Here is a 20,940-nt window from a genome sequence, read left to right as displayed (position 1 = left end):
CTAACAGGAATCCCCCACTATAACCGCTTGCGGTTTAGTGGTGGGAGGAGGTCAATTCGCTGGATTATCTGTCAGGTGTTTGCAGGAGGTTGCCAAAACACGGTCTGGGCGGCGGATTGGCTACCCGGCCCTTGAGCCATTGCTGGCAGGTCAGTGGAAAATCCATTGGACGCATCCCTTCGTACAAATTCGCTGTGCCGGGTATTCGTGATCCTGCCCAACGGTTTTTACTGCCGATTTTCCCCGGGCTGTATTAGAATAGCCCCTCACCACCAATATTCAGGCATTTACAGGCTCGTCCAGCGGGCTATTAACAGGCAACCGAGGTAATGAATGTTCACAAAGGACATGACCATCGCTGAATTTGATCCGGAGCTGAAGGCAGCTATTGATGCGGAAACCCGGCGTCAGGAAGAGCACATCGAGCTGATCGCCTCCGAGAACTATGCCAGTCCAAGAGTTATGGAAGCTCAGGGCAGTGCGCTGACCAACAAATACGCTGAAGGTTATCCTGGCAAGCGTTACTACGGTGGCTGCGAGCACGTTGATGTTACTGAACAACTGGCAATTGACCGTGCCAGGGCGCTGTTTGGCGCTGGTTATGCCAACGTTCAGCCTCACTCGGGTTCCCAGGCTAATTCCGCCGTATTCATGGCGCTGCTGAAGCCCGGCGATACGATTCTGGGGATGAGCCTGGCTCATGGTGGCCACTTGACCCACGGTGCCAGCGTCAGTTCCTCTGGCCGGATCTACAACGCCGTTCAGTATGGCATTACCCCGGATACGGGTGAGCTGGATTACGACGAAGTTGAGCGCCTTGCCCTGGAGCATAAACCCAAACTCATCATTGCCGGCTTTTCCGCCTATTCCCGTGTTGTTGACTGGCAGCGTTTCCGTGACATTGCCGATAAGGTCGGTGCCTACCTGATGGTGGATATGGCTCATATTGCCGGTTTGGTGGCTGCAGGGGTTTATCCTTCTCCGGTGGGCATTGCCGATGTGGTCACCACGACTACCCACAAAACCCTGGGTGGACCTCGCGGTGGTCTGATTCTGGCCGCTGAAGATGAAGAACTGAACAAGAAACTGAATTTTGCCGTTTTCCCGGAGTCCCAGGGTGGTCCGCTGTGCCATGTGATTGCTGCCAAGGCCGTCTGCTTCAAAGAAGCGATGTCCGATGAATTCAAGACTTACCAGGTTCAGGTGGTCAGGAATGCCCGGGCCATGACCCGGGTAATGATGGAGCGTGGCATCAATATCGTTTCTGGCGGGACCGATGACCACCTGTTCCTGATGGACCTGATCGGCAAGGAGTACACCGGCAAAGATGCGGAGGCAGCCCTTGGCCGTGCCAATATCACGGTGAACAAGAATGCGGTTCCGAATGATCCACGTTCTCCTTTCGTGACCAGCGGCCTGCGTATTGGTACGCCGGCAATTACCCGTCGTGGCTTTAATGAAGAGGATTCTGCCGCCCTGGCTGGCTGGATCTGCGACGTGCTGGACGCTCTGGGCGACGGTTCCGGTGACGAACAGGTAGAAGCAGACGTGAAAGCCAAAGTCCTGGAAATCTGTTCGCGTCTTCCGGTTTATCAGTAACAAAAACTCAAGGATTAACGTGCTCGATGCATTGTCCATTCTGTGGTGCTGCTGAAACAAAAGTGATTGACTCACGCCTGGTTGCCGAAGGCAGCCAGGTGCGCAGGCGTCGTGAATGCCTGTCCTGCGTTGAACGTTTCACCAGCTATGAAACAGCAGAACTGCTGATGCCAAGACTGGTTAAACGGGATGGAACCCGTGAACCTTTTAATGAAGCCAAGCTGCGGGCGGGAATGTCCCGCGCCCTGGAAAAAAGACCTGTAGGCGTTGAGCAGCTGGAAGAAGCGTTAAGCCGTATTATTCATCGCCTTCGGGCGATGGGTGAACGGGAAGTCAGTTCCCGGATTCTGGGTGAAGAAGTCATGCGGGAGCTAAAGCAGCTGGATGAAGTTGCTTATATCCGCTTTGCTTCCGTCTATCGTCATTTCAAGGATCTGAATGAGTTTCGGGAAGAGATTGATCGACTGGAGACTGAGGATCGGGAATAAATGCCCCTGGTTCTTTTATTGCTGGCGATTCTGATCCTGGTTTTTGGGCCTCAGTTCTGGGTCAGGCATACGCTCCGTAAATATGGCAAGGATCGGCCGGATCTTCAGGGAACCGGCGGTGAGCTGGCGTATCACCTGATTGAGCGGTTCCACCTGGACGGTGTATCCGTTCGTGAAGGCCAGGAGGGTGAGGATTATTATGATCCGGAAAACCAGGTGGTTTCACTCTCCTCGTCGCACTATCAGGGAAAGACCATCGCTGCTGTGGCCGTTGCCACCCATGAGGTCAGCCATGCCCTGCAGCATCAGGAACAGCACCCCGGATTTATGCGCCGTCAGAAGCGGGTAAAAATGGCCATGATGATTGAGCGGTTCAGTGTCATGGCCCTGATGGTGACTCCCTTTATTTTCCTGTTAACCCGGCTTCCCCAGAGTACCCTGGTCACTTTGCTGTTGGGTGCTTCAGGGATGGTTGCCTCACTCTGGGTGCAGTTGATAAACCTGCCCGTTGAAATGGATGCCAGCTTTAACAAGGCGCTGCCGATACTGGAGGAAGGGTATCTTGCCGGAAGCGATATACCGGGGGCCAGAAAAGTGCTTAAAGCCGCCGCAATAACCTATGTTGCAGCTGCGCTGGCAAGCCTGCTAAACATTGGGCGATGGATAGCTATTCTAAGGCGGTAAGCATTCTGCAATAAATGCTTTTGGAATTTGAGTTAATATGGTCAGTTCTTCCCTGCTGGTGCTGTTTGTTCCCACGTTTTTCTTTGTTTCTGCAACCCCGGGCATGTGCATGACACTGGCCATGACGCTGGGTATGACCATCGGAGTTCGCCGGGCACTCTGGATGATGCTCGGAGAGCTGCTCGGCGTTGGGCTTATTGCGGTGCTTGCTGTCGTCGGTGTGGCTGCTGTGATGCTCAACTATCCCACTGCTTTCACGGTGTTTAAGTGGGCTGGGGGCGTATATCTGTTTTACCTGGGGTTTCAGATGTGGCTTTCCAGGGGGAAAATGGCCATTCCCCATGAGGGCCAGAAACCAAAAGAGACTGGTACCAGAGAGCTTATGGTTCAGGGGTTTGTAACCGCTGTCGCTAATCCCAAGGGATGGGCGTTCTGTATCTCATTGCTGCCACCCTTTATTTCTGCCGATCTGCCTGTGGCGCCACAGCTGGTTATTCTGGTTTCCATCATTCTGGTTATTGAATTTATCTGTCTGAATATCTACGCAGCCGGTGGCAGAACACTGCGACATTTTCTGCAGAAAAGCGGCAATGTCCGGATGATGAACCGGATTGCCGGGTCATTGATGATGGGGGTCGGTATCTGGCTGGCGTTTGGTTAAGTAGCTAACCATATGGAATCATATATTTCTGGCTACTTAAAGTGAAAATCAGAGTGCTCAGTGAATACAGCTTTTCATCGGAATGACTCGCTGGTTGCCACTGCCCCGCCAGGGGAGTGACAGGTCTCTCTTATCCAGCTCAAAGCGTCCATCAATCAGCACATCAATGTATTGCATCACCTCCTGTTGAGCTGGGCTGAGTGCTTCCAGGGTGTAGCCAGTCCAGAGCCAGATATTTTTTTCCGGATAGTCGGCTTTTACCCGCTTGACCAGCTTCAGTATGCCGGAAAGGTTGCCCGGAAACAGAGGATCGCCACCGGACAGCGATAGCCCATCCCGCTTGATACGGGTATCTCCCAGATCTTCAATAATCCGGTCTTCCATGGCCTGGTCAAAAGGGGTTCCCTTGCTGGCATCCCAGCTGGTGGCGTTATGGCAGCCTCTGCAGAAATGCTCACAGCCACTGACGAACAGGGTGCAGCGGGTACCTTCACCATTGACGACATCGATTGGATAGTATTGGAGATAGTTCATCGCCAGCTCATTATTGATAGCTCATCACAGATCGCTTGTCATAGATGTTTTACCCGGCGAACCACCTCTTCCTGTTTACCTTTGATAAACGGTCGGCTATTGGGCTGGCCCAGGTAACCACACACACGACGGGTTACAGACATTTTGTCAGAATCCCGGTTTTTGCACTGCGGGCATTCAAAACCACGGCTGGTGGCGTTGAACTCACCTTCATAGGCGCAGCTGTAGCAGGAGTCATTCGGTGTATTGGTGCCGTAGTATGGGACTTTGTCGTAGGTGTAGTCCCAAACGTTTTCCAGTGCCTTCAGGTTGTTGACCATGTTCGGGTATTCACCGTAGCAGATAAAGCCACCGCTGGCATGTTTGGGGTACACCTGCTCAAAGTCGACCTTGTCGTACGGGTTGACCTTCTTTTCCACATCCAGATGGAAAGAGTTGGTGTAGTACCCTTTTTCAGTCACGCCCTCAATAACACCAAATTTCTTTTTGTCCAGGCGGCAGAAACGGTCACACAGGCTTTCGCTCGGGGTTGAGTAGAGGCTGAAGCCGTAGCCAGTTTCTTCTTTCCACTTATTCACCGCTGCGCGCAGGGTTTCAACAATGGCAACGGCTTTCTGGCGAAGCTCTTCACTGTCGTATAGATCACCAGTGCTCTTGCCACCATAAAGGGCATTGATCGTCTCATGGATACCGATGTAGCCAAGCGAGATGGATGCGCGACCATTTTTGAAAATATCACTGATCTTGTCGTCTGGCTTCAGGCGAACACCGCAGGCACCTTCCACATAGAGAATGGGCGCTACCCGTGCACGTACGCTGTCCAGGCGCTGGATGCGGGTCATCAGGGCTTCCCTGGCCAGCTGCAGGCGCTGTTCCAGCAGTTGGTAGAAGGTCGCTTCGCTGCCTTTGCTTTCTATCGCGATGCGGGGCAGGTTAAGTGAAACAACCCCCAGATTATTGCGGCCATCGTGAATCATCTTGCCGTCTTCTTCATAGACGCCCAGGAATGAACGACAACCCATGGGGGTTTTAAAGCTTCCGGTTACTTCAACCAGCTTGTCATAGTTGAGAATGTCCGGGTACATCCGCTTGCTGGCGCATTCCAGTGCCAGTTGCTTGATGTCGTAGTTTGGATCTTCAGGGTTGAAGTTCACCCCTTTCCTGATGGCAAATACCAGCTTTGGAAAGACCGGTGTCTTACAGTTTTTACCCAGGCCACGAATCCGGTTTTTCAGAATGGACTTTTGTACCAGACGCTCTTCCCAGCTGGTGCCAAGGCCAAAGCCGAAGGTGACAAACGGTGTCTGACCATTGGCGGTGTGGAGGGTATTTACCTCATACTCCAGGGCCTGATAGGCGTCATAGCAGTCCTTCTCGGTCATTTCCATGGCGTATTCACGGGCTTTTTGTTCATCACCAATCCAGCGCATACCCTGCTGCAGGTGCTTTTCAAAGGTTTTGCGAACGTAAGGTGCGTGAATGCGGTCAATCTCGTTGATGCTGGTGCCACCATAGATATGGCTGGAAACCTGGGCAATGATCTGGGCAGTGATGGCCGCTGCCGTAGTGATTGACCTGGGTGTTTCAATTTCCGCATTACCCATTCTAAAACCGTTGGTCATCATCCCTTCAATATCGATCAACATGCAGTTGAACATCGGGAAGAAGGGCGCGTAGTCCAGGTCGTGGTAGTGGATTTCGCCACGTTCATGGGCAGCGGTAATGTGCTTTGGCAGAATATGCTGTTTGGCGTAGTGCCTGGCGACTACACCGGCCAGAAGGTCCCGTTGGGTCGGGATGATTTTACTGTCCTTGTTGGCGTTTTCATTAAGCAGCTCTTCATTATCCTGGTTGATAATGCTGAGAATATCCCGGCTCAGGGCATTACGCGATTCCCGTTCAATATCCCGGGTCTGACGGTACTCAATGTATTTACGGGCCGCGTTATGGTATTCGCTGCTCATCATCAGGTGCTCTACCTGATCCTGGATGTCATAGATATCCACCAGTTCCTGACCAGCCACCGTGTTGGCTACTTTTTTAGCCACGTACTCAGCAAAGTCATTGTCCTTGATCTGAGCATCATTCAGGGCGCTGGCAACGGCTTTTACGATGCGTGGCGCATCAAAAGGCTGGCGTGAACCATCCCGTTTGATGATCTCAGTCATGGTGGGTCTCCGGGCAGATAGGGTAATCAGATATTGCGCCTTAATGGGTGGAATATCTACAGGTGGTGGTTTGCTTTCTCGTCTGACACTATATGTAGTGTTTGTTGGCTGCTATGATCCACTAAAGTGACTGCTTCTGCAATATTGACAAAACGTAAATCTTCACTGGGGGTCATGGTTTGCATTGGAAAGTCAGGAGTTACTGACAGGGAAAGACACATATATTGAGCGGTTAAACAGAGTTAGCCTGCTGGAAAAGTATTTTGCAGGTATATTCCGAAGTGCCTTGGCGGGCATTAACCCCAATGCCATGGGAGCTGATTTTTCTGTTTCCCCATGATCGCATGCAGTTCCTCAAACACGCTTTTCGCACTGGGACGCCGCTTTGGATCAATATGTGTACAGCGCTCGACCAAAGCAACTAACTGACAGAGTTTTTTCTTATCGCTATTGGATAATGCTGTTCCCACTGGCTCAGAAAAACAGCTTGCTCCTGTCGGCAGGTTAAGTTTCAACAGCCCTTTCGGCTCTGATAGATATGGAGTGCCATAACCCGCTTTTTGTATTTCCGCCGCTTCATTGGCAACCGCCCTGTCTATTTCATCTGCACAATATACGTCGGACGACTTCATGTAATCAGCCAGGGATTGTTGCAAAACTCCCGCTTTATAAAGTGCTTCTTCGCCCCCCTGAATATGGCATATCATCATTGCCAATAAGAGGCCAAATGACCATATGTCGCCCTCCTTGCTCGCAGGAGTGTATTGCCACGGGGCGAATCCGGCACCTGTTCCAGTATAAGCCCCCGGGAAACGGAGCTCTGGTGCATGCCAGGCATTATTATAAAAAGTAAAGCGTTTTTCTCCCGGATGACGGGGACCTGGGCACGCTCCAGTCACACTGAAACGTTCCGCATTGCCAGGCCCCAGCCTGCCATCAATTATACGCAGGCTTTTCAGTCGGATATCACCATGGGCAACCCCTTGCTCATGCATGGCAGCAATCGTCCCGGTCAGGTTGCTGATATCTTCCAACACTTGCTTTAATACGCCAGACCCCGGTAGGCCGGAGCCTTGTGTCATGTATTTCTCACCCAGGTCACTAAGCAATGGCCATTGATCCGGCGCTCGGTCAGCATCAATAGTCGGCTCCGGCAAGCCTTTGATTTCATAATGCCTGTATAAATGATGTTGTCTGTACGTAGCAGGCAACATCTCCAGCAACTGAAAGATATTTTCTTCCTGTTGTTCAGCGCTCTGCCCGGTGTGAAGGTTATTCTTGATCAAATGAACATTTTCCGGGTTCACCATCAATAAAATACCCAATGGCTTTTCCATACCATCCTTTTCCCTGACGGAGACGTTGGCCGCTTCGGTAAACCATGTTGTTTCTGCAGGTTCTATTTTAAGCGTACTATCAGCTGTATTGCTTTCTATCTCAGGGTAGGGTAACAAGGTGATTCTGCACTGCTCATCAGAATCCATATCACTGCGAATATTTCTTCTGAAAATGTCATAGGTTGGCCTGTCTGATCGATCATCTATTAGCTTGATGGTCAGGTCATCGTCTGGTTGTGCAGCTTCTATACGTCGACTGAATGCCAGTCTGACAATATTCTGTTCATCGCGCAGAAACGCATGAAACTGGCAATTCTCGACTCTCTTGTCTGCTGGAGTAAACATCGGTTCATTCACCATAAAATCAGAAGATAAACAGGCGCCCGGGGCATCAAGCTGATACATCTGTATAAAAAATAGTTTGAGGGTAGTTCAATTTATGGTCAGGTTCACTGACAATGTGGTCAGCGGCTCTGTCAATGATTTTTAACACCCTTTATCCTGTTTGCCGACAATCGCTGGATACTTATTGATGGATCCGGTTGTTGATGCGATGATCGGCGCTTTTTTGTATCTGTCCTGGAATGGGGAGAGGAGACTGAGTTGAGCGCTAGTTCTGGAAAAGCATCCCTGGCCAATTGCGAGTTTGATCAGCAGCAGGAAAAGGTATTATCTGCCTGGCTGGCATCACGTCCTGCCGGGAAAAGCGGTCAGGTTATAACGCTGTCCGCCATCAAAGGCCTGATGTTTGCCATTGCCAACTCTCCGGTTAATGTGCCGCCAGATCGTTGGATGGCTCTGGCGCTGGCGAGCAAAACCCCCAGATTTGAATCCGCGCAGCAGGAAGACGATATCCGTCATATCCTGTTTAACTTGCTGGATAAAACCAGAAAGACCATCAGTGGTGGTTTTGAGGTGCTTCCAGAAGAGTGCCGGGCTGAAGATGTGTACTCTTCAGAATTCTCCCGCCTTAAGGAGTGGGCATTGGGTTATGGGCAGGGCTGTGAATTGCTGATGGATGTCTGGACCCAGGTGCTGAAGCATCCCCGCGTTCAGCCTATGGAAGAGTCCTGGTCCAGTTGCATGGTGCTGTTGAACGTCTGGAGTCGTGCCGACAGCCTTCTGGAAAAAGCCAGGAAGAAAGATGGCCCGGATGTGAATAAGATGCTGCAGGCAATGCCAGCGGTTGCCCGGGAAATGGCAGTGATGTGTCACGATATTCGCGAGATCTGGCAAAAGGCCCTGGAAAAGCCGGCTTCGGTCAAGGTAACCAAGGTTGGCCGCAATGACCCCTGCCCCTGTGGTAGCGGAAAAAAGCACAAGAAGTGCTGTGAAAAGGGTTAAAAGAAAGCACTTTTTAAGGTCCAGGACTCCAGGAGGTTGTACTGTAATGAGTTTTGTATTTGACTGAGGCTTGTTAGGGGCGTTTGCCGTTGCCCGTTGCCCGTTTCCCGAAAAAGACAGGCCGCATTTGCTTGTGCTTTTGCGGGCAACGGGTAACGGGCATCGGTGAGCGTGCTGTGCCAAATGGTTCAAATCAACCTTCAGGTATGTCTGTCTTCCACTTCACCCAAACCGATATCGGATTGTTGAGTGATGACCCGCGCACCCGGCTGGTCTGCCGATGCTTTGGTATAAAAGTGAAGTTCCCGTTGTGGGAATGGAATGGTGATCCCTTCCCGGTCAAACCGGACTTTTACTTCGCGGGTAATGTCCCAGTATACGTCCCAGTAGTCGTCTGTTTTTACCCAGGGTCGAACCACAAAATCCACGGATGACTCGTTGAGAGCATTCAGGCGAATCATGTGTTCTGGTGTTTTCAGTATTTTCGGGTGGCTGATAACAATATCTTCAAGAATCCGTTCTACCTGTTCAACACTGTCTCCGTAGGCAACCCCAAAGACCATATCGACCCGGCGGATACGTTCCGAGGTGATGTTTTTGATGGTTTCTCCCCAGATCTTGGCATTAGGTACCATAAAGACCTGGTTGTCGAACGTGCGGATCGTGGTGTTTACCAGGCTCATCTTGCCAACTTTACCGGCAACGCCGCCGGCCTCGATAAAGTCACCCACATCAAAAGGACGGTAGATCAGGATCATCATCCCGGAGGCAAAGTTGGACAGGGTATCTTGCAGGGCAAAACCGATGACAATACCGGCAACCCCCAGACCGGTCAGTACCGGTGTCAAATCCAGACCCACCTGTGCCAGGGCGAACAGAAAGCCAAAGACCACGACCAGATTACCACCAACATTGATAAAGAATTCCTGAACCAATGTACTGAAACGGGCTTTTTTATGGGTGACGGCACGGGATATCCCCCTTCGAACCAGACGGGCTAACAGTATGGCTGCCACCATCAGGACGGCAAACAGGAAGAGTCGGGAAAATATGCCGCCCATATTGGCTTTGAACCAGTGAATCAGGTCGTCCCAGAGTCCGGCGATCACGGTGTATAAGGTGTCAAAGTTAACGACAGCTTCGGCCAGGTTGCCGGTGGTTTTGAAAATCAGTTCATTGTACTGATCCACTGGCAGCCCCTGTTCTTCCATCATTATCACGATCTGTCTCAGGTTGGCGACCGCGCTGCGTACCAGGCGATCCTGGGTGGCAATTTTATTTTCCAGCGAGCTGCGGGCATCAGCAGGAAGGGATTTCAACTCTGCCTGCAACAGCACTTTCTGACGGGTGCTGTTGCGCAGGTAGATCGCCATAAACTCGGCATAGAGAGTTATCTCCTGGTCAAGCTTCTGCTGTGCGGCGGCGGTATCCACCTTCCAGCTTTTCAGTAAATTCAGGTTGTCCAGCCTTTCGGTCTGTAGCCAGTTTATATAGGCATAGAATTCATTGATATTGAACAGCACCAGCAACTGATCATCAGCTTTGGCCTTTTCGTATTGTTCAAAGAGTTTGCGCAGGTCTGATGCGGCAGTCTCCAGCCGGGCCTCAAAAAAGCGGTTTTCCGCGTTCACCACGTTCTCACCCAGCCCAATGGCCTCCGGTGTATTAACTGCCTTAACCTGGTCCAGGAAATTATTTACCAGTCCGGTGGTAGTGCGAATATCGGAGACGAACTGTTGCTGAATCAGGTCGCGGGTCATTTCGGAGGTGGCTTTCTCCCAGTTGACTTCCATCTGGACCACACGTTTGCCGGTGGCTTCAATATCCGTCATTACCTCTGCATGAGCATCAATAAGCTCCGTTGATGACGGCGGCTGGGGTGTGGTGTTGTCGGCAAAGGCGTTGAAGGAAAAAAACAGTAATATCCAGACAAGGTTTCTGAACATCGGAAGTCTCCGAAAGGAACGTCAGTATCAGTTCCTGCTTGAGTGCTGGTTGTGGGCTATGTGTGAAAATTTGAAGGCCAGAATGTTACTTCAGCATTCTCAAGGAAATATTCTGATGTTGCATCCTGGGCAAAGTTTATAATGTTACGTTGGGTCGAAAGGCTTTGAAATACTTTTATTAGTGAGGAAAAAAATTCTTTTTCACCGGATGTTGGCAGGTTCAGGCCATCAAATGCCAAAATTGCCCGAATGAACCTGAGTTGAATGATTTTCTGCAAAGTCATTGCCCATCGAGGTGGAAGAGGGCTGGCAAGAGCCAGCCTTTGAAGGGTTATTTCAGATTGATCGTCAGGTTTGGTTGATCACTTTGCTGAAAAGCTTCTTCATCATAGTCCCATCGGGAGGTAACGGTTTTGGTTTCTGTATAGAAACGCACGGCCTGCTTGCCATAAGCATGAAGGTCACCCATAAAGGAGCCTTTCCAGCCGGTGAATGAGAAGAAAGGGAGAGGTACCGGAATAGGAATATTGATACCCACCTGACCCACTTCAATTTCACGCTGGTATTTACGGGCAGCGGCACCGGAAGCTGTGAAAATTGATGTGCCATTGCCGTATGGGCTGGCATTGACCAGCTCGATGGCTTCAGCCAGGGTATCTACGGTAATGCAGCAGAGTACTGGTCCAAAGATCTCTTCCCGGTAGATGGCCATATTCGTGGTGACATCCGTAAACAGTGTTGGCCCAATCCAATTGCCATCCGGGAGTCCTTCAACCGTACAGTCACTGCCGTCCAGAAGGCAGGTTGCTCCTTCTTCCTTACCTTTGGCAATTAATGCCAGCACACGTTCTTTGGCCGCCTTGGAAATCAGTGGGCCGTAACCGGCCCCGGGATCGTCCCAGGCTCCCGGTTTAACAACGGACAGCTGCTCTTTCAGCTCATCAATCCAGTTTTTACTGTCACCGACAAAGACCGCTACACTGATGGCCATACAGCGCTGACCGGCAGCCCCGACAGATGCACCGACAAGACCGTTTAATACGCGGTCTTTGTCGGCATCAGGCATGATGACCATGTGGTTTTTAGCGCCCGCCATACACTGGGCACGTTTCATATTTTCAGTCGCTGTCTTGTAGATGTATTTGCCAACCGGCACGGAGCCGACAAACGACACGGCTTTGGTATCAGGGTGATTCAGGAGATAGTCTACCTGTTCTTTACCGCCGTGAACGGCCTGCAATACTCCCCTGGGTGCACCTGCTTCAACAAATAACTCAATCAGGCGCATGACCGTGAGCGGTACCTGCTCCGAGGGCTTCAGAATAAATGTATTGCCGGCAGCAATGGCCAGAGGGTACATCCACAGTGGAATCATTGCCGGAAAGTTGAATGGGCTGATACCCACACAAACACCCAGTGGCTGAGTGTAACTGTAGGTGTCGATATTGCTGGCAACATTCTCAACCGTTTCGCCCATCATGGCTGAAGGAATATTGGCTGCCTGTTCTACCACTTCAATGCCTCGCCATACATCGCCTTTGGCATCAGCAAATGTTTTGCCTGTATCCTGTGAAACCAGTTCTCCAAGGGCATCATGGTTTTCTTTGAGCAGTGCCACATAGCGCATCATCAAACGAGCACGGTCTGATACCGGGACATCTCGCCACTGCTTGAAGGCCACCTTTGCACTTGCTATTGCTTTCTCTATTTCGGCTTCAGTGGCATAGGGCAGTTCTGCCAGCAGTTCCTGGGTTGCGGGGCTGGTGACTGGAATAAATTGTGAGCTTTCACTGGCGATGAACTCTCCATCGATAAAAAGGGGGATTCTATTGAGCATGGGACTACCTGTTTTATTTTATTATTGATAGACAGAAATGGCTGCTTTTACCGCTCTTATGGGCACTGCTACTTTGAGGTAGGGCGAGTGCCAGTCTATTATTCCCGGTCAGGCTCCCAGGGAAGCCTGACGGCAGAGGGCGTGTCAGGCAGGGGCTTTCAGTCGATGTTTTTATTCGGCTCGCTTCAATACTACTTCGGGCAGAGGATACTCATCAACAACGACCTTACCACAGGAAGGCATGATTTCAGCTTTGCCTTTCACAACGGTTTTACCGTTCTGGTTGATAACATTTGTTGCAACGGTTGCACGTTTTCGCTGTTCGTTGATTTCCAGAATTTCCAGCTCAACCGTTACCGTATCACCGACTTTTACCGGACGCATGAATTTTAACTCCTGACCCAGATAGATACCACCGGGTCCCGGCAGTTTTGTGGCCAGGGCGCATGAGATCAAGGAGGCAGTCCACATGCCGTGGGCAATACGACCTTCGAACTGTGTCGTTGCAGCAAACGCCTCATCCAGATGAACGGGGTTAGTATCACCGGATACTTTGGCAAACAGCAGGAGGTCTTCTTCTGTCAATGTGCGGGTAAGACTGGCCTTGGTGCCAATGGTTAACGCTTCAAATGGGATGTTTTCCAGCTTGCGCATAAGTTAAGGCTCTGTTGTTGTGTTAACGTAGGGGTAACCGTTTGTCAGAGTGGCCTGGCTTGCGGTCAGGGCCGTATATTTTCATTGGGAATGATTATCGTACCTCAGTGGAGTACTGAAGGACTGCTGTAATGGTGTTTTATTGACCACTGTTTGTGTCCTGGTGGAAAGGTTATCACTTTGGCTGAAGTTACTGAATCAGAATGATGGTGGAAACACAGGAGGTGCCATATAACGTCCTTACACAGGAGATCAGGTTCATTTTATTGTGAATGCTATTGGTTGTGTCTTCGTTGAAAATTAAGTTTGAAGTATTTACCGTAGGTCGTCTATCAGGAGTCGAAGAAAACTGATACCCTCGGAAAATTTTCCAATGCAATAGTTTGCAAGACAGGTTGAACAGTTTGCGAGCCAGTTTTTATCCTATACAGCTTCATTATGGATGTGGGAGGCTTACTCCATGACCACCGGTTTCTGGAAAGACAAGTACCCACAAGGCATTCCTGCAGCTATTGATGTTGGGCAGTATCGCTCAATTATTGATGTACTCGAGTACAGTACCCGTAAGTTTGCCAGCAAGCCTGCATTCAGCAACATGGGGCATGAACTCAGCTATTCCCGCCTTTACGAGCTCAGTGGCCATTTCTGCAGCCATCTGCAGAATCACACCGACTTACGCCCCGGCGATCGTATAGCCATTATGCTGCCCAACGTCATGCAGTTTCCTGTGGCGGTGTTTGGCGCGTTGCGTGCCGGATTGATTGTGGTGAACACCAATCCGCTCTATACCGAGCGTGAGATGGAGCATCAGTTTCGTGATTCCGGAGCCAAGGCGCTGGTTGTGCTGGCTAACATGGCCCATATGGCAGAGAAGGTGATTCCCAAAACAGCGATCAGGCATGTTGTGGTGACCCAGGTCGGGGATATGTTGCCGACCTTCAAGCGGACACTGGTGAACTTCGTGGTTCAGCACGTCAAGAAAATGGTGCCTGACTATTCACTGCCGTCAGCAGTGCCGTTTACCACTGCCCTGAGTCGTGGTGCGTTGCGCCATTGCACGGATATTCGCAGGGAAAATGATGATGTGGCAATCCTGCAGTATACCGGTGGCACAACAGGTATCGCTAAAGGTGCAATGCTGACTCATCGTAATATTCTCAGCAATATGTTCCAGGTCAAGGCACTGGTTGGGGGTAATTTGCGGGAAGGAGAAGAGCTGATTATTGCGCCACTGCCGCTTTATCATATTTTTGCTTTTACTGTGCATTGCATGGTGGCTGTCTTGCTGGGTGAGCATAACATGCTCATTACCAACCCGAGGGATATGAAATCCTTTATCAGGGATTTGACCGGTAAGCCTTTCAGTATGTTTATTGGTCTGAATACTCTTTTTGTCGGGCTCATGAATCAGGAAGCCTTCCGTCGTCTTGATTTCTCCTATTTGAAGAACACCATTTCCGGCGGTATGGCACTGCAACTGGATACTGCGGAGCGTTGGGAAAACCTGACCGGCAGTCGTATCTGCGAAGGCTATGGTATGACGGAGACCTCGCCGGTGGTAACGATTAACCCGCTGGGTAAAATCAAACTGGGCACCATTGGTCTGCCAGTGCCATCCTGTGAATTGAAGGTGGTAGATAGTGATGATAAGGATCTGCCCATTGGTGAGGTTGGAGAACTCTGCATAAAAGGTCCCCAGGTGATGAAGGGATACTGGCAGAGTGAGCAGGCCACTGAAGAAGCGTTTCTGGATGGCTGGCTGAGAACTGGCGACATTGCCCGAATAGACGAGGAGGGTTATGTCACCATTGTGGACCGGAAAAAGGACATGATCTGTATTTCCGGTTTCAATGTTTACCCGAATGAGCTGGAGGAGGTGCTCTCCGCCCACCCCGATGTCACTCAGTGTGCTGTGATCGGTGTTCCCGATAAACGCTCTGGAGAGGCGATCAAGGTGTTTGTTGTGTCCAGTAATCCGGGGCTGGCCAAAGAAGAAGTGATTCACTTTTTCCGACAGAACCTGACTGGCTATAAAGTACCCAAGCTGGTTGAGTTCAGGGATGAGCTGCCCACAACCAATGTCGGTAAGATCCTCCGCCGTCATTTGCGTGATGAAGAGCTGGCAGCCAGGGCCAGTCAGTAGTGGAAAGTTCCGCTCATCCGGGTATGAATATTGCCCGGAAAGTTTAATGAGTGGTTAGAATTCCTGTCAGGCGGCCATTCAGGCCGCTTTTCCAAACCAGTATAATCATCGCTGATTCCATCCAAACGGGAGTATCTGGGTGTCCGGCTTTTCCGATAAGCAACTGCGTCAGTCTATCAATCAATGCATGATACGTGATCGTTACCGCTTGCGTGGTCAATTGCGTCGGCTTAAACGGGATGATGAGGCAGGTCTGGACCGGATCCGGAAACAAATTGCATCATCTCTATCACTGGTAGAGCAGCGACAAGCTTCTCTTCCTGAGATCCGTTATCAGCAGATGCTACCGGTGATTGACCGGAAAGAGGATATCGCCAGGGCTATCCGTGAGCACCAGGTAGTGGTGATCGCTGGTGAAACAGGCTCAGGCAAGACAACCCAGCTGCCAAAAATCTGTCTTGAAGCGGGTCGTGGTATTTTTGGTACGATTGCCCATACGCAGCCCCGGCGACTGGCCGCCCGCTCGGTTGCCAATCGCATTGCTGAAGAGCTTGGGGGCGTGCTGGGGGAGCAGGTTGGTTACCAGGTGCGTTTCACCGATCACTCCACCGAAACCACCCTGATCAAGTTGATGACTGACGGTATTCTGCTGGCTGAGATTCAGAATGACCGGTTTCTTAACCGCTATGACACTCTGATCATTGATGAAGCCCATGAGCGCAGTCTGAATATTGATTTTCTTCTGGGCTATATCAAGCTGATTCTGCCGAAACGACCAGACCTGAAAGTCATCATCACGTCGGCCACCATTGATGTGGAACGGTTCTCAAAGCACTTTGATCAGGCGCCGGTGATTGAAGTCTCTGGTAGAACCTTTCCGGTAGAGACGTTATATCGTCCATTGGAAGATCTTGAATTGGAAGGGCGGGACGCTGACCAGCGATTGCAGCAGGGAATTCTGGCAGCACTGGAAGAGATTGACGGCCTTGAACGCGCAGGCAAGGGCAAACCACTGGGCGATGTGCTGGTGTTTCTCAGTGGTGAGCGCGAGATCCGGGAAACTCACCAGTTCCTCCGGGATGCAAAACTGCCCCATACTGACATTCTGCCACTGTATGCCCGTCTTTCTGCTGCCGAGCAGAATCGAATTTTCCAGGAACACTCCGGTCGTCGTGTTATTTTGTCCACCAACGTTGCCGAAACCTCGTTAACGGTGCCGGGCATTCGCTATGTGATTGATCCTGGCACTGCGCGTATCAGCCGCTACAGTGTCCGGTCAAAAGTCCAGCGACTGCCGGTAGAAGCCGTGTCACAGGCATCGGCCAATCAGCGTAAAGGGCGCTGTGGTCGTGTTGCTGAAGGTATCTGTATTCGCCTTTACTCTGAGGAGGATTTTCTTTCCCGTGCGGAGTTTACCGATCCGGAGATTCTCAGAACCAACCTGGCTGCGGTTATCTTGCAGATGTTGCGGATGGGGCTGGGAGATATTGCCGCGTTTCCGTTTGTTGATCCACCGGATGGCAAAGCGATCAATGATGGCTTCAAGTTGCTGCAGGAGCTGGTGGCGGTTGGGAAAGACCGGCGCATTACCCCGATTGGCCGACAGCTGGGGCAGCTGCCGGTAGATCCACGCCTTGGACGAATGCTGATCGAAGCCAATAAAAATAATGCCCTGCATGAAGTGTTGATGATTGTCAGTGCCCTGGCGGTGCAGGATCCCAGAGAACGTCCGCAGGACAAGCAGCAGGCGGCAGATCAGCGACACCGCGAGTTTTATCACGATGACTCGGACTTTATGACCTATGTGAATCTCTGGGAAGCCTATGAGGAACAGCGGCAGGCACTGTCCCAGAATCAGCTGCGAAAATACTGCAATAAACAGTTTCTGTCTTTTATGCGTATGCGCGAGTGGCGCGACCTCCATCGACAGCTGACACTGGCCTGTAAAGACTTGCAATTCCGCGTGAATGACAGTCCTGCCAGCTATGGTGATGTTCACAAGTCACTGCTATCCGGCCTTTTGTCGCAATTGGGCAGTAAAGACGACGAAGCGGATTATATGGGCGCCAGAAACCGCTGCTTTTATCTGTTCCCTGCATCGACGCTCTATAAACGCAAGCCAAAATGGGTGATGGCTGCGGAGTTGGTGGAAACCTCCAGGCTCTTTGCCCGAACCAATGCCAGGCTGGAGCCTCAATGGATTGAACCGCTGGCAACTCACCTGGTCAAGCGGAATTATTTTGAGCCCCACTGGGAGAAGAAACGTGCCCAGGTGGTAGCGTTTGAGCAGGTCACGCTGTATGGATTGATTGTCGTCGGCCGTCGTCGGGTGAATTATGGCCCGATAGATCCGGTGGTTGCCCGGGAGATCTTTATCCGTGAAGCCCTGGTGGAAGGGCACTTTGATTCCAAAGGTGCATTTCAGAAGCATAACCTGGCATTGATTGAAGAAGTGGACGAGCTGGAAGCGAAGTCCCGGCGGCGGGACATTCTTGTTGACAGCGAAACGCTTTACCACTTTTACGATGCCCTGATTCCTGCGGATATCTGTAACGGGGCGGGCTTTGAGAAGTGGCGCAAGGTGGCTGAACGACAGAAGCCTGATTTGCTTCACCTTACCAAAGACTATCTGATGCAGCACGAGGCAGAGCATGTTACTGCCAACCGATACCCGGATCGCTTCCGTTGGGAGGGGCTGGAGCTGCCACTCAGTTATCACTTTGCCCCGGGTGAGCCTGATGACGGTGTAACCCTGACCGTGCCGGTCGAGGCATTAAGGCTGTTGCCAAAGTATCGTCTGGAATGGCTGGTGCCCGGGATGCTGTTCGACAAGTGTGTGGCGCTGGTCCGGGCCATGCCCAAACCGGTGCGCAAGAACTTTGTCCCTGTGCCTGATTTTGTTAATGGTGCTTTGGAATCTCTCTCTGCCTGTGACGAGCCGCTGACCGACATGCTTGGGCGACAGCTGACCCGTATGTCCGGTGTGCGTATTCTCGAAGAGCACTGGAACCGGGATAACCTGGATGCGCACTTGCTGATGAATATCCGGGTGGTGAATGAAGATGGCGATGTTATTGGCCAGGGGCGTGATTTGAATCAGCTCAGACAACAGTTCTCTGATCATGTGCAGGATACGATCCGGAAGCTGGCGAAAAGTCATCTGGAACAGGAAGGTCTGCTGGACTGGACCTGTGGCGAGCTGCCCCATGAGATTACCCGGAAAGCCGGGGGGCTGGTATTAAAGTCATACCCGGCCCTGGTTGACCAGCGTGATTCCGTGGCGGTTCAGCTGTTTGAGAGTCCGGCGATGGCCGACGTTGAAAACCGCAAAGGGTTGACGCGACTGCTCAGGATCAGGCTGTCCACCCAGCTTAAGTTTGCCTTGAGTAAAATGGCCCGATTGAAAGAAACCAGGTTGCTGGCCACTAACCTGATGAATCAGAACCTGCTTGAAGATGATGTGCAGAGTTTGATTATCAGCGGCGTCTATCTGAATAAGGACAGCGAGCTGCCCAAAAACCGTGAATCATTCATGGCATTGCTGGAGCAGCGTAAAGGCGACATTGTGCCTTTTGCCGAGAAGATTGATCCCATTCTTAATGAGATCTTTCGTATTGCCCAGGGGATTAGCCGACAGCTGAAAGGTAAGATCAGTTTTGACCAGGCACTGGCCCTGGCGGATATCAAGCAGCATGTGCAAAGGCTGTTACAACCAGGATTTATGACTTCAGCGGGCATGGAGTGGCTAAGCCATTATCCGCGTTATTTCAAGGCGATTGAGGTCAGGCTGGAGAAACTTCCTGCCCAGGTAAACCGAGATCGTGCCTGGACGGAAGAGCTGACTGCGCTGCAACAGAAGTATGATAAGCGACGGGAAGCTCATAGCCAGCATAAGGTGATTGATCAAAATCTTCAGCAGTTTTATTGGATGATTGAAGAGTATCGGGTTTCACTGTTCGCCCAGCAACTGGGCACTCGTTTTCCGGTATCAGACAAACGTCTTCGTAAACTGTGGGAACAGGTTGAGAGTATTTAAGCAAGGTTACTCCCTCGGTGGGGTGGACGTCCCGGAGGGAGTTTCAATGAAATCAGAAGTCGTAGCGGATACCGGCCTGTAACTCGTCATCCGCGTTATCAATCTGCTGGAACTTGTAACCGGCGTAGGTTCGCAGGTTGTCATTGAACTTGTAAACGGCCTCAATGGCAAACTCGTCAATGGTTTCTACCGTTGTACCAGCCTTTGGGTCTTCTTCCTGATAGTTGTAAACACTGGCCAGGGTCAGTCTCTTTACCGGTTTGTATTTGGCTGAAATTTCGTAGCCGGTAATATCATTATCAGCTTCGCTACCCACGGTATACAGAGCTCCCAGTGTAATGTCATCAAAAGAGTATTGAGCGACAAGATTAACCTGATCGTCGTCATTGACCCCGTTGCTTTGGGAAACATAACCGGCGCCAATATCAACTGAGCCAATATGATAGAGGGCAGCAATACCATAGCTTTCGGTATCTTTGGTGTTATCTTCATCCGCTGCTGAATAGCTGGCCTGAATGGTCAGGTCATCAAATTTTTCGGAATAAAGGAAGGTGTTTTCGCGTTTGTCTTTGTTGCCACTAACGATATCCGCCGCTTCGGCACCAAATGTTGCCATAATATCGGTGATGTCAGTCAACAGCACCTGGGCAGAGTCTTGTTTACCATAGGAAAACTCTCCAAAAGAAGTGCCTAAACCTGCAAAGTAATAACGATTGGTTAGTTCAGACTTGCCGTCAAACTCAGTCTCATATTTGGCAAAGCCATACAGCCCTTCAGAAATCCGGGTTTTTCCGGTTAGCTTTACGCGGGCACGGGACTTATCTTTGAATGAGTCAGTGTCGGCACTTTTATTTTCGTCAGAGATATTGAAACGTGCTTCTGCACGACCACCAATTTTTAGCGTAGTCCCGTCTTCATCATAAATAGTTACAGCCAAAGAAGGGGTCGATGCCAGTGCGGTCAGAATGGTTGTAGTCAGTGCTGCGTTCTTCATCTTGTTTGTATTACCTTACTTGTGTGGTTGAGTGTTCTGTTTATTGGATTGAGAGCGTTATAGTAATCAGCAAAAATGAAAGAAAAATTTCTGTAAAGTTACAATTTTATTGAGATTTTGTTTCTGTCTGATGAACTTGGGGAGGGCGAGGCCCCACTGTGTCAGGATAGTTATTCCGGTTGCTGATTAACCAAAATAGTTAGACAGTGGACGGCAGAAGTTTAATGTGCCGAGTTATTCAAAAGAACGCAAAGCTGCGGTTGTGAAGAAACTGTTGCCTCCACATAATCGTTTAGTGCCTGATGTGGCCAGAGAGGAAGGCATTAGTGAGCAAACGTTGTAGAATTGGCGGAAGACGTTACGGAATAATGGTTGTGTTGGGATTAAGCACCAACGCCTTCTTCTGGAAGACCTGCGCACTTATTCTTTATGGCTATTGTTTTCCATATTTTGTACAGTCAGTTGAAATAAAAACAAACAAAAATTTGACGAATCCATTTTTTGGTTATTTACTG

15 protein-coding genes are annotated in these 20,940 nt (G+C 50.6%); 8 read left to right on the top strand and 7 right to left on the bottom strand.

Annotated elements, in window-relative coordinates:
• Positions 1-333 precede the first annotated feature (333 nt).
• Genes glyA through KDK13_RS13185 form a run of 4 tightly spaced genes read left to right on the top strand, consistent with a single transcriptional unit; the run spans position 334 to position 3,432 of the window.
• The gene (gene glyA, locus KDK13_RS13200) at positions 334-1,599 is read left to right on the top strand and encodes a serine hydroxymethyltransferase (protein WP_257285438.1); all 1,266 of its coding nucleotides are present in this window, start codon (positions 334-336) and stop codon (positions 1,597-1,599) included.
• A 26-nt stretch (positions 1,600-1,625) separates the two neighbouring features.
• Positions 1,626-2,087 carry a transcriptional regulator NrdR gene (gene nrdR, locus KDK13_RS13195; protein ID WP_257285437.1) on the top strand — a complete coding sequence of 154 codons (462 nt, stop codon included), beginning with the start codon at positions 1,626-1,628 and terminating at the stop codon, positions 2,085-2,087.
• Positions 2,088-2,771 carry a zinc metallopeptidase gene (locus KDK13_RS13190; RefSeq protein ID WP_257285436.1) on the top strand — a complete coding sequence of 228 codons (684 nt, stop codon included), beginning with the start codon at positions 2,088-2,090 and terminating at the stop codon, positions 2,769-2,771.
• Positions 2,772-2,808: 37 nt separating this feature from the next.
• Positions 2,809-3,432, top strand: coding sequence for a LysE family translocator (locus KDK13_RS13185; protein WP_257285435.1), 624 nt, complete (start codon positions 2,809-2,811; stop codon positions 3,430-3,432).
• 57 nt (positions 3,433-3,489) lie between these two features.
• Here KDK13_RS13185 and nrdG read toward each other — a convergent pair whose 3' ends face one another.
• The 3 genes from nrdG to KDK13_RS13170 all read right to left on the bottom strand — a co-directional run bounded on the left by nrdG (position 3,490) and on the right by KDK13_RS13170 (position 7,816).
• Complete coding sequence (nrdG, locus tag KDK13_RS13180; protein ID WP_257285434.1) at positions 3,490-3,966, bottom strand: anaerobic ribonucleoside-triphosphate reductase-activating protein; 477 nt, start codon at positions 3,964-3,966, stop codon at positions 3,490-3,492.
• A 38-nt stretch (positions 3,967-4,004) separates the two neighbouring features.
• The gene (nrdD, locus tag KDK13_RS13175) at positions 4,005-6,134 is read right to left on the bottom strand and encodes an anaerobic ribonucleoside-triphosphate reductase (RefSeq protein ID WP_257285433.1); all 2,130 of its coding nucleotides are present in this window, start codon (positions 6,132-6,134) and stop codon (positions 4,005-4,007) included.
• 296 nt (positions 6,135-6,430) lie between these two features.
• Positions 6,431-7,816 (bottom strand): hypothetical protein, encoded by a 1,386-nt coding sequence (locus KDK13_RS13170; RefSeq protein ID WP_257285432.1) that lies wholly within the window; start codon positions 7,814-7,816, stop codon positions 6,431-6,433.
• A gap of 258 nt (positions 7,817-8,074) precedes the next feature.
• Here KDK13_RS13170 and KDK13_RS13165 point away from each other — a divergent pair, with 258 nt between their 5' ends.
• Entirely contained in the window at positions 8,075-8,815 is a 741-nt protein-coding gene (locus KDK13_RS13165; protein ID WP_257285431.1) for a UPF0149 family protein, read from the top strand.
• Positions 8,816-9,015: 200 nt separating this feature from the next.
• Here KDK13_RS13165 and KDK13_RS13160 read toward each other — a convergent pair whose 3' ends face one another.
• The 3 genes from KDK13_RS13160 to KDK13_RS13150 all read right to left on the bottom strand — a co-directional run bounded on the left by KDK13_RS13160 (position 9,016) and on the right by KDK13_RS13150 (position 13,252).
• Positions 9,016-10,761, bottom strand: coding sequence for a mechanosensitive ion channel family protein (locus KDK13_RS13160; protein ID WP_257285430.1), 1,746 nt, complete (start codon positions 10,759-10,761; stop codon positions 9,016-9,018).
• 331 nt (positions 10,762-11,092) lie between these two features.
• The gene (locus KDK13_RS13155; RefSeq protein WP_257285429.1) at positions 11,093-12,598 is read right to left on the bottom strand and encodes a CoA-acylating methylmalonate-semialdehyde dehydrogenase; all 1,506 of its coding nucleotides are present in this window, start codon (positions 12,596-12,598) and stop codon (positions 11,093-11,095) included.
• 171 nt (positions 12,599-12,769) lie between these two features.
• Positions 12,770-13,252 carry a MaoC family dehydratase gene (locus tag KDK13_RS13150; RefSeq protein WP_257285428.1) on the bottom strand — a complete coding sequence of 161 codons (483 nt, stop codon included), beginning with the start codon at positions 13,250-13,252 and terminating at the stop codon, positions 12,770-12,772.
• 460 nt (positions 13,253-13,712) lie between these two features.
• Here KDK13_RS13150 and KDK13_RS13145 point away from each other — a divergent pair, with 460 nt between their 5' ends.
• Complete coding sequence (locus KDK13_RS13145) at positions 13,713-15,395, top strand: AMP-binding protein (protein WP_257285427.1); 1,683 nt, start codon at positions 13,713-13,715, stop codon at positions 15,393-15,395.
• Positions 15,396-15,534: 139 nt separating this feature from the next.
• The gene (gene hrpA / locus KDK13_RS13140; protein WP_257285426.1) at positions 15,535-19,431 is read left to right on the top strand and encodes an ATP-dependent RNA helicase HrpA; all 3,897 of its coding nucleotides are present in this window, start codon (positions 15,535-15,537) and stop codon (positions 19,429-19,431) included.
• 52 nt (positions 19,432-19,483) lie between these two features.
• Here the strand turns inward: hrpA and KDK13_RS13135 are convergent, their stop codons facing one another.
• Positions 19,484-20,425, bottom strand: a complete 942-nt coding sequence (locus KDK13_RS13135; RefSeq protein WP_257285425.1) for a porin — start codon at positions 20,423-20,425, stop codon at positions 19,484-19,486.
• 326 nt (positions 20,426-20,751) lie between these two features.
• Between KDK13_RS13135 and KDK13_RS13130 the strand changes: the two genes are divergently transcribed.
• Positions 20,752-20,940, top strand: a 189-nt coding sequence (locus tag KDK13_RS13130; RefSeq protein ID WP_257285424.1) for a hypothetical protein, incomplete at its 3' end; no start/stop codon positions are given.

Source organism: Endozoicomonas sp. SESOKO1 (assembly GCF_024606265.1).
Classification (GTDB): domain Bacteria; phylum Pseudomonadota; class Gammaproteobacteria; order Pseudomonadales; family Endozoicomonadaceae; genus Endozoicomonas.
Note: the sequence above shows the minus strand (reverse complement) of the source record. Positions and strands in the feature narration are given on the sequence as shown.